Here is a 9,506-nt window from a genome sequence, read left to right as displayed (position 1 = left end):
GGGGAGCGACCGCGAGGCGGTCGCGCGGCGCTTCGCGCCGTTACCCCTCAACCAAGCTTCGCTAGGCACCCCGGCGAAGGCCGGGGTCCCAAGCTGCGCTATCCTTCTCCCCCAGGGGGAGAAGGTTTTTGTTACGCCGCTTCCTCCGCATCCAGCCCATAGGCCGTGTGCAGTACCCGCACCGCGAGCTCAGTCTCATCCTCGTGGATCAGTACAGACACCTTGATCTCGCTGGTCGAGATCGCCTGGATGTTGATCCCGCGCTCGCCGAGCGTGGTGAACATCTTCGACGCGACGCCGGCATGGCTCTTCATGCCGACGCCGACCACCGAGATCTTGGCGACCCGGGTGTCGTGGACCAGTTCGTCAAAGCCGATCGATTCCTTGGCCTCGTTGAGCGCCTGGATCGTTCGCGCCAGGTCGACCGCGGGAACGGTGAAGGTGACGTCGGTCGACCCCGTACGCCCTTGCGACTGGTGCGCGATATTCTGGATGATCATGTCGACGTTGATATTGGCCTTGGCCAACGGCACGAAGATCGCCGCGACCGAACCCGGCGTGTCGGACACGTTGGTCAGCGTGATCTTCGCCTCGTTCTTGTCGTGCGCGATGCCGGTGATCAGCTGGCGTTCCATGTCGTCGATCTCCTCTTCGCCCACGATCATCGTCCCGGGCAACGTGTCCGCCATCGGCGCGTCATCGCCGGTGAACGACGACAGCACCTGGACGCGGACATTTTCCTTCATCGCGAGCCCGACCGAGCGCGTCTGGAGCACTTTCGCCCCCACGCTCGCGAGCTCAAGCATTTCCTCGTACGTGACCTTCTTGAGCTTGCGGGCTCTCGGCACGATGCGCGGGTCGGTCGTGTAGACGCCGTCGACATCGGTGTAGATGTCGCAGCGATCGGCCTTCATCGCCGCCGCCACCGCGACCGCCGACGTGTCGGAGCCGCCGCGGCCGAGCGTGGTGACGCGGCCCTGTTCGCCATCGGCGCTGTCGGCCACGCCCTGGAAGCCCGGGATCACGGCGACTTCGCCCGAGGCCAGCGCGCGGTCGAGCGCGGTGGTGTCGATCTCCTCGATCCGGGCAGAGGCGTGCGCGTCGCTGGTATGGATCGGCAATTGCCAGCCGAGCCAGCTGCGCGCCGGCACGCCGATCGCCTGGAGCGCGATCGCCAGCAGGCCCGACGTGACCTGCTCGCCCGCGGAGACGACGACGTCATATTCCTTGGGATCGTAGAGCGACGACGCCTCGCGGCAGAAATTGACCAGCCGGTCGGTCTCGCCGGCCATCGCCGACACCACCACGGCGACCTGATTGCCGGCATCGACCTCGCGCTTGACGCGATTGGCGACGGTGCGGATTCGCTCGATGCCCGCCATCGACGTGCCGCCGAACTTCATGACGATGCGGGCAGGGGTCGCGGCCATCGGAGGAGCGGAAGTCCTTTGGATTGGAGAGGCGCGCCTGATAGGAAGCCGCGATGACAAGCGCAACCGTAACGTCTGTAACCACTATAGACCCCGATGAAGCCGCCCATTTCGGCAAGCTGGCGCGCGACTGGTGGGATCCCAAGGGGTCGTCGGCAATGCTCCACCGGCTCAACCCGCCGCGGCTGGGCTATATCAGGCGGCAGGTCGACGCGCATTGGAGCGGCGATCCGGCCGGCTTCGCGCCGCTGACGGGCAAGCGCGCGGTCGATATCGGCTGTGGTGCGGGATTGCTGTGCGAGCCGCTGGCTCGGCTTGGCGCCGAGGTCACCGGGATCGACGCGGCGGCGGAGAATATCGGCGTGGCACGCGCGCATGCCGCGCAATCGAGTCTGGCGATCGATTATCGCGCGGGGAGCGTCGAGCTATTGGCCGGCGAGCGGTTCGACCTCGTCACCAGCATGGAAGTGATCGAGCACGTCACCGATCCCGCGGCGTTCGTCGCCGGACTGGCCGGCGCGCTGGCCGATGATGGACTGATGCTGCTGTCGACGCCGAACCGCACCGCGTTGTCGCGGCTGGCGATGATCACGGTGGGTGAGGGCAGCGGGATGATCCCCAAAGGGACGCACGATTGGAGCAAGTTCCTGACGCCGGAGGAACTGACCGAGCTGGTCGAGGATGCGGGGCTGAAAGTGGTCGACATCAGCGGGCTCAGCTTCTCGCCGGGCAAGGGCTTTGCCGTGAGCGACGACACCAAGCTCGACTATTTGCTGACCGCGGTAAGGGGGTAAGTTCCCTCTCCCTGCGGGAGAGGGAAGGAGCGCCCGGAGGGCGCGGAAGGGTGAGGGTCGAGCTCGGTGGCTCTTTCCTACCCTCACCTTTCCGCGGCTCCGCCGCTCCCTTCCTCTCCCAAAGGGAGAGGAAATTCAGGCCATCACATTCCGGCCGCGCGCCACGCTCGTGCTGTGCCCAACCACCGCATTGCGCGACTTCGCCCGGATCGTATCGACGAACAGCCAGTCGTTGGACACCGTCTCCGGGGTGATCGTCAGCGCCATGTAGCCGCGGTGCGAGGTATCGCACCATTTGAGCTCGCGATTGCCCGCCACCAGCCCGGCGGCGACCGTCTTCGGATCGATCTTCACTTCATGTTCGTAGCCGGGTGAGGTCACGCTGTGTCCGGCGAACTCGACGCCCGCCGCCTTGCCGCCCTGCGTGAGGTCGAACGCCCAGCCATTGTGGCTGTCGCCCGAAATCACGACCAGATTGGCGTTGATCCCCTGCGCGGCGCGCAGGAAGCGGGCGCGCGCCGCCGGATAGCCGCCCCAATTGTCGTAATTGAACGGCAGGCCGAGTTTCCCCGCCTGGATGCCGGCGAGGACGTAATTCTTCGCGCGCTCGCCAGCATTCGGGTCGACCCAGTCCAGCGCGGCGGCGGGCATCACGGTTTCGCCCAGGATCGTGCCGAACCCGACCAATTGCCATTTCTGCCCGGCAGCGACCGATCGGCGCATTGCGTGGAACAGCCAGTCTTCCTGTTGCGTCCCCATCATCGTCGCGGCCGGGTCCATCCAGGGGCCGTCCCGGAACGCCTTCAGTGCTGCCACCGGATCGGCGGCCTTGAACAGGGGCGCGATGTCGGGCTGTTCGGTGCGCGCGAGCACGCGCGTTTCGGTGCGGAACAGGGTCGCGAGATCGCCGATATCGTATGCCTTCCACGGCTCGTCGCTGACCGGCATCCATTCGCGATAGGCCTGGATCGCGGCCAGCTTGCGCAGCGTCCAGTCGCCTTCGTCGGGCTGATGGTTCTCGGCGCCGCCTTCCCACGAATGGTTGGCCGATTCGTGGTCGTCCCATTGCACGATCATCGGCAGTCGCGCGTGGAGCGCCTGGAGGTCGGGATCGCTGCGATAGCTGGCATAGCGGATGCGGTAATCGGCGAGGTGGAGCAGTTCGTTGGCCGGCTCGGTGGAGCGCACAGTGTCCTTCGGGGCAGGATAGCCGCCGGTCTTATATTCGTAGAAATAGTCGCCGAGGTGGATGGCGAGGTCGAGATCGTCGCGCGCCGCGGCATGGCCATAAGCGTTGAAATAGCCGAACGGCATGTTCGAGCAGGAGAAGATCGCCGCCTTGAACGCCTTGGCCTGCGATCCCGTCGGCAAGGTGCGCGTCCGGCCGGTCGGAGACTTCGATCCGTCCGGACCGACGAAGCGATAGAAATAGCTCGTGCCTGGCTTGAGCCCATCGACGGTGATCTTGGTCGTCCAGTCGCGCCACGGTCCGGTGATCGCTATGCCGTTGCCCGCGATTTTGGCGAAATCGGCCTGTTCGGAAAGCTCGACGGTCAGGTGGACAGGCTTGCCGTCAGTCGGAACGTAGCGCGTCCATAACAGCATCGAGTCGCTGGCCGGCTCCCCGCTCGCGACCGAATGGGTAAAGCCGGTCGCGTTGGTGACGTTGGTCGTTTGCGCGAACCCCGGGATGCTCCAGGCGCCAAGCCCGAGCGTACCGGTGACGAGAAGCGAACGGCGATCGATCCGAAGCATGCGTTTCTCCTTGCGGTACCGGCCCGCTCCCCCCACCCGGCCACCCATAGGATAATGGCATTGGGCGGCCGGTTGGGGGAGCCGTGAAAACCAATCTAAACCGCGCCCCCTTGCGCGCTTCATATGGCGCGTTCGTGACAGGTCCGGTACGGGACCGGCCATGTTGCTACGGATGATGCGTGGGGGGCAAGCGGGCGCACCGCTGGTCCTGGGTCTGATCTTCCTGTTCGCGGTGCTGTCGGTGCTGCGGCCGGTCAATCACGACGAGAGCCAATATGTCGCCGCCGCGATCCTGGCGCGCAACGCGCTGCCGTGGCGCGACTTCGCCTATTTCCAGACGCCGTTGCAGCCGGTGCTGTTCGCGCCCTTCGCGGTCAGTCTGGGAACGCTCGCCTGGCCCGGCTTGCGGATGCTCAACGCGGTGCTGGGCGCGATCGCGGTGCTGATGGTCGGGCGCGCCGCGCGGACCGCGGGTGCAACGCCGCGGATGGCGATCATCTCCGCCGCCTTGTTCGCCGGTACCGACATCCTGCTGTTCAGCGCGGGGACGGCGCGCAACGACGCGCTTCCCGCCGCGGCGCTGGCGGGCGCGCTGGTGCTGATCGTGCGTGCCGCGCAAGGCCAGGGATCGACACGCCACGCGTTGCTGACCGGCTTCCTGCTCGCGCTCGCAGCGGGGGCGAAGATCAGTTACGCCATCCCCGCCGCCGCCTATTTCGTCTGGGCTTTGCTCGACCGGCGGCATCGCCCGGTGATGATCGCGCTCGGCGCCCTGCCGGTGATCGCGCTGATCGGCTGGATGGTCGCGCAGGCGCCCGAGGCGGCGCGGTTCGAGATGCTGACCTTTCCCGCGCTTGCCCCCGATCAGATGTACCGCGATGCCGGGCGCGCGTTCAAATTGTCGCTCGGATTCAAGGCGATCGATACGCTCAAATTCCTCGCACTGGGCACGGCCCTGCCCGCGATCGTCGCGGTCGCGGCGCGCTGGCGGCGCGACGAGCAGGGGCTGGCGCGATTGCTCGACATGCTGATTCTGGCCGGACTGGTCGCGGCGCTGCTGCCCGAGCCGACCTGGCGGCAATATCTGTTGCCGGTGCTGCCGCCCTTGTTCGTGCGGCTGGCATTGCTGTGGGACAAGATGCCGCCGGCGCGATGGGAGCGGATAGTGTTCGCCATCTTCTTCTTTGCCGGCCTGGCGCCGTCGGTCGAGGCGGTGGTGCTGACCGCCGAGCATGGCGCGCCAATGGCCAATGCGGTGACGGACGGGGCGCGGTTGAGCGCGGCGATGGACCAGCAAGGGGTGACCGGAATGGTCGCGACGCTGTCGCCGCAATATGTTGCCGCGACCGGCCGCGCGATCGATCCGCGCTTCGCGGCGGGGCCATTCTATTTCCGCAGCCACGATCTGCTCGATCCGGGGAGCGAGCGGGCGCTCAACCTGGTGTCGGCGAAGACTCTGGGCGGTGCGGCGCTACCCAATGCGGTGCTGGTCGGCGGCGATGCGGACGCCGAGGGCGGGGATGCCGCGCTCGAGGCGAAGCTGGCGGCCTGGGCGGCGCCGCACGCGGTCGGCATCGCCCGATTGAACGGGAAGTTTACGCTCTACGTGCTGCGCTGAGGCCGCCGCTATCGCGGGCGTCGATCTGCGACTGGTAATAGGCCATCAGGTCGACCGCATGCTCGCGGTCGGTACGGACCCGGCCGGCGGCGACGATCGCCGCCTTGCGCAGGATCGCGGGTTCGCGCGCGAACAGGCGTTGGATCGCCGCCGCGGCCGCCGCGGTATCGCGGGCGCGATAGGTTTCGCTGGTCAGCGGGTCGGCGACTTCGGCACAGCCGCCGGTATCGGGGACGATCAGCGGCAATCCCGACGCCATCGCCTCGGACGGCACCAGCCCGAACGGCTCGGCCTCGGATCCGTGGATCAGCGCGTCGGCGCTCGCCATGATCCGCGCCAGCTCGTTGCGTTCGTAAACCGGGCGGAACAGCCGGATATGCGGATTGCCGTCGATCCGGGTCTCGAGCCGCTTGCTCTCGGGGCCGGTGCCGAGCAGCATCAGCCCGACCGGCAATTTGTCGCCCGCCATGCGCACGGCATCGATGACGAGCGGCCAGCGCTTTTCGCCGTGATGACGACCGATCCCGATCAGCAGATGTCCTTCGGGCGGCAGACCGACTTGCCGCAGCATCGCGGCGCGCAACCTTTCGTCGCGCAGGCTGGGCGAGAAATGGCTGCGCTCGATGCCCAGGGTCATCGCGGCATCGATTCGGACGCCACGCCGCGTCAGCCGCTTCTGTAGCGCCGGGCCGTTGGTGACGACGGTGTCGTAGAGCGCGAGAAACCGGTTCATGTACCGCGCATAGATGGCGCAGGCGTCCTCGATCTGCTCGGGCGGGGCCAGCCCTTCGAGCCAGCGCATCGGATAGGCCGCTATATTGTCGTTGTGCATGAAGAACGACTTGAGCGCGCTCCCCTGCCATTTTCCGACGATCCAGGCGGGGCGCCATGGCGACGAGGTCTCGACGACGTCGGGCTGCAATTGGTCGAGCCAGCGCCAGATCGGCTCGTGGCGCGAGAAGAGGCCGTAATTCTTGTCGAACGGCAGGCCCGGCGACTTGATGTAGATGATCTTGCCGCCGCCGGCGCGTTCCTCGACCCGGTCTTCCTTGCCGCAGGCAATGCAGATCAGTTCGTGGCCCATATCGGCCATGATCGACATCTTGCGATCGATATAGGTCCGCACCCCACCGCCGGTCGGCGAGTAGAATTCGTTGACGTCGACGACCAGCATCGCGCGCGGCCTAGATCTGGCGCTTGATCAGCGCCTGGATCGCGAAGAATCCGGCGAAGGCGACGTGAACCACCAGCGTCAGCGCGGTGGTGAAGGCGATCAAATTGGCGAGATCGACATTGGTCGCGTTGCTGTTGCTGTGCACCAGGATCGCACTGGTCATCGTCGCGAAGACCAGGTCCTTGTTCACGAACGGCAGGCGCGACACCAGCATGCGCACCGCGGACAGGATCAGCCAGGCGCCGATGCCGACATTGGGCAGCCCGAAATGCCAGGCAAAGGCGATCAGCACGCAGCCGACCGTCAGGCGCGCGGCATGGATCCAGAAAATCCACCAAAGCGTCTTGCGGTCGAGCGAGAACACTTTGCGCGAGAAGATCAGGAACGGCAGGCACATCGCGATCACGACCGGAATACCGATGGCCAGGCCGGTATAATAACGCGGCGGCAGCACCTCGAGCGCGAACGGCAGCGCCAGCGCGGTCATGACCAACGTCATCATGTTGCCCGAGATCGCCGACAGGATCGAGACGTCCTTGACCGCCCCGAACGGGGCCGCGACCATCGATGCGCGTTGCCGCGCCCAGGCGTAGAAATAGGCATCGCCCGAATAGCCGACCACCGCCTCGTTCGCGATGCGCTTCTTGATCAGCGCGCCGAACCCCTCGAACGGGATTTTCCACAGCCGGCGGAAGATGATGTAGTCGCCGGTCGGCGGCGAGATGTAGAGGAGAGCAAAGGCGATGTAATAGAGCCAATTGTCCGGTGCGGCGTGGCTGAATCCGGCCAGGCCGGAACCGAGCAGTTGCTTCGCGAGGCCCGCGATCATTGCCAGGCTCAGCACGCCGGCGATGATCATCGGCCAGCGGCTCTTCAGGCTCCTGACGGGCTCAAGCCCGGCGAGGTCCTCGGCCGCATCGACAATCTTGGGCGCCAGACCGGCGGCAGGATTGCTGGAGGCCCCGACAAAGCCGCTGTTCATCGACGCTCCAAAGTCTGTTCATCCAAAATCGGCAGTTCGGTATCCAATCGGACGTGCCCGGAAATAATGGCCGCTTAACGGCAACGCGCGAGCACGACAATCGGCCCGCGACAAGCCGGTTGCCGCAAGCGCCGCGCGATTTGGGGGTGGAAAGCCCGAATCGCAAGTACTATGTTGCGGTGCAGCATCGCTTCGGCGGCAAATAAGTCGGTTTTGCCCTAATTATTTCGCCGCCGAGAAACTTTTGACACAAATTGACGTTAGCGCGCCAACTCATGCTCAGTCCTTACGCCCCCGTAAGAATCCTGACTTTCGCTCACAGCCTTCAGGGCGGCGGAGTCGAACGTGCGATGTTGCGGATGGTCCGCGGCTGGGTCGCATTGGGCCAGCAAGTCACCCTGGTGTTGAGTTCGGCACGCGGTCCGCTGGCGGCCGAGATCCCCGATGGCGTCCAGTTGATCGAACTCGGAACGACGCATCTCGGCATGATCCGCGCGCTTCCTCAGGCAGTGAAGGCGGCGGCGCCCGATATCGTGTTCTGCCCCGGTAATCATTATAGCAGCGCGGCCGCTTGGCTGAAGTTCCGGCTCGGCCGCGATTGCCCGCCCATCGTCGGCAAGGTCTCCAACCGGCTCGATCGCGAGGACCAGCATTTTCCGGTAGCGCAGGGCTATCGCGCGTTTCTGCGGTCCTATCCAGGCTTCATCGACCATCTGGTGGCGATGAGCCCGGCGATGGCAGAGGAAACGGTGCGGATGACGGGGATCGGTGCCGATCGCGTCAGCGTCATCGCCAATCCGCCCAGTCCGGAACCGATCGGGGCGCCGACTCCGCCGCTGCCGGGCGCTGATTACCTGATCGGGATCGGCCGGCTGACGCCGCAAAAGCGTTGGGACCGCGCGATCGCGGCGCTGGCGCGAGTCGAACGCCGCGACGCCAAGCTGATGATCGTCGGTGAGGGCGAAGTGCGCGGCGAGCTGGAGAACCAGATCGACGCGCTGGGCCTGCGCTCGCGCGTCCATTTGCCCGGCTATTCGACCAACCCCCGCCCCGCTTTGGCCCAGGCGCGCGCTTTGGTGCTGACCTCGGATTTCGAAGGCGTGCCGGGCGTGCTGCAGGAAGCGCTCGCGCTCGGCACACCGGTGGTCGCGACCGATTCGAGCGTCGCGATCCGCGAGATCGTCGCGAATCCGCGTCTCGGCAGCGTCGTGCCGACCGACGATCCCCTCGCTTTGGTCTCCGCGTTCGACCATTGGCTCGCGCCCGGCCGTCCGCGTCCCGACCCCGTCCCGGAGCGCGGGCGCGATTCGATCGAACGCTATGTCAGGCTGTTCGAAGAGCTGGTGCTCGATCGCAAGCTCAGGTCGTTGAGAGGTTAGGCGATCGACCTCCCGCACTAGGTCGTGAACCCATAAAGCTGATGGCGCGAAATCGCTTTAGCGAGGCGCTTGTTCGCTGAGCGCTCCACCAGAATGTGATTGGAGAAACAGAGCGGCCTTTCTGGCGAGATCAGCCGAGTCTGAACGGATTGCCAGCACAAGCGGCTCGTTGTCGTCGATAGGATCGACATCGACACGCTCCTCACATTTCGGGCGGAGTGCAACGGTCAGTTCCGTCCAGCCGCCGACCGGCGCTTCGTCATCATTTCCATCCGAATCGAAGTCGCAATCGTTGCCCCAGAGGTGGCGTGCGACGGAGGTGGATTGTGGTCGCTCACCCGGCGAGATCAGATAGTAACTGAACATGCTGCGCA

8 protein-coding genes are annotated in these 9,506 nt (G+C 65.7%); 3 read left to right on the top strand and 5 right to left on the bottom strand.

Going from position 1 to position 9,506, the window contains the following annotated elements; genetic code table 11:
* Positions 1-131: 131 nt before the first annotated feature.
* Positions 132-1,430 (bottom strand): aspartate kinase, encoded by a 1,299-nt coding sequence (locus SPR01S_RS15730; RefSeq protein ID WP_066591049.1) that lies wholly within the window; start codon positions 1,428-1,430, stop codon positions 132-134.
* 53 nt (positions 1,431-1,483) lie between these two features.
* Between SPR01S_RS15730 and ubiG the strand changes: the two genes are divergently transcribed.
* Entirely contained in the window at positions 1,484-2,224 is a 741-nt protein-coding gene (ubiG, locus tag SPR01S_RS15725) for a bifunctional 2-polyprenyl-6-hydroxyphenol methylase/3-demethylubiquinol 3-O-methyltransferase UbiG (protein ID WP_084251238.1), read from the top strand.
* 135 nt (positions 2,225-2,359) lie between these two features.
* Here ubiG and SPR01S_RS15720 read toward each other — a convergent pair whose 3' ends face one another.
* Positions 2,360-3,979: an alkaline phosphatase D family protein gene (locus tag SPR01S_RS15720; protein ID WP_066591047.1), complete on the bottom strand. Its 1,620-nt coding sequence runs from the start codon at positions 3,977-3,979 to the stop codon at positions 2,360-2,362.
* Positions 3,980-4,139: 160 nt separating this feature from the next.
* On the opposite strand from SPR01S_RS15720, the gene SPR01S_RS15715 reads away from it, so the two are divergent.
* Positions 4,140-5,597, top strand: coding sequence for a glycosyltransferase family protein (locus SPR01S_RS15715; protein ID WP_157082296.1), 1,458 nt, complete (start codon positions 4,140-4,142; stop codon positions 5,595-5,597).
* Here SPR01S_RS15715 and SPR01S_RS15710 read toward each other — a convergent pair.
* Positions 5,575-6,771 (bottom strand): glycosyltransferase, encoded by a 1,197-nt coding sequence (locus SPR01S_RS15710; protein WP_066591044.1) that lies wholly within the window; start codon positions 6,769-6,771, stop codon positions 5,575-5,577. The genes SPR01S_RS15715 and SPR01S_RS15710 overlap by 23 nt on opposite strands.
* A 10-nt stretch (positions 6,772-6,781) precedes the next feature.
* On the bottom strand, positions 6,782-7,753 hold the full coding sequence (locus SPR01S_RS15705; protein ID WP_066591042.1) for a hypothetical protein: 972 nt from the start codon (positions 7,751-7,753) through the stop codon (positions 6,782-6,784).
* A 275-nt stretch (positions 7,754-8,028) separates the two neighbouring features.
* Between SPR01S_RS15705 and SPR01S_RS15700 the strand changes: the two genes are divergently transcribed.
* Entirely contained in the window at positions 8,029-9,132 is a 1,104-nt protein-coding gene (locus SPR01S_RS15700; protein WP_066591040.1) for a glycosyltransferase, read from the top strand.
* Positions 9,133-9,189: 57 nt separating this feature from the next.
* Here SPR01S_RS15700 and SPR01S_RS15695 read toward each other — a convergent pair whose 3' ends face one another.
* Positions 9,190-9,498, bottom strand: a complete 309-nt coding sequence (locus tag SPR01S_RS15695; RefSeq protein WP_066591039.1) for a hypothetical protein — start codon at positions 9,496-9,498, stop codon at positions 9,190-9,192.
* Positions 9,499-9,506: the final 8 nt, after the last annotated feature.

The sequence above is a fragment of the Sphingomonas pruni NBRC 15498 genome, assembly GCF_001598455.1.
GTDB classification, from domain to species: Bacteria; Pseudomonadota; Alphaproteobacteria; order Sphingomonadales; family Sphingomonadaceae; genus Sphingomonas; species Sphingomonas pruni.
Note: the sequence above shows the minus strand (reverse complement) of the source record. Positions and strands in the feature narration are given on the sequence as shown.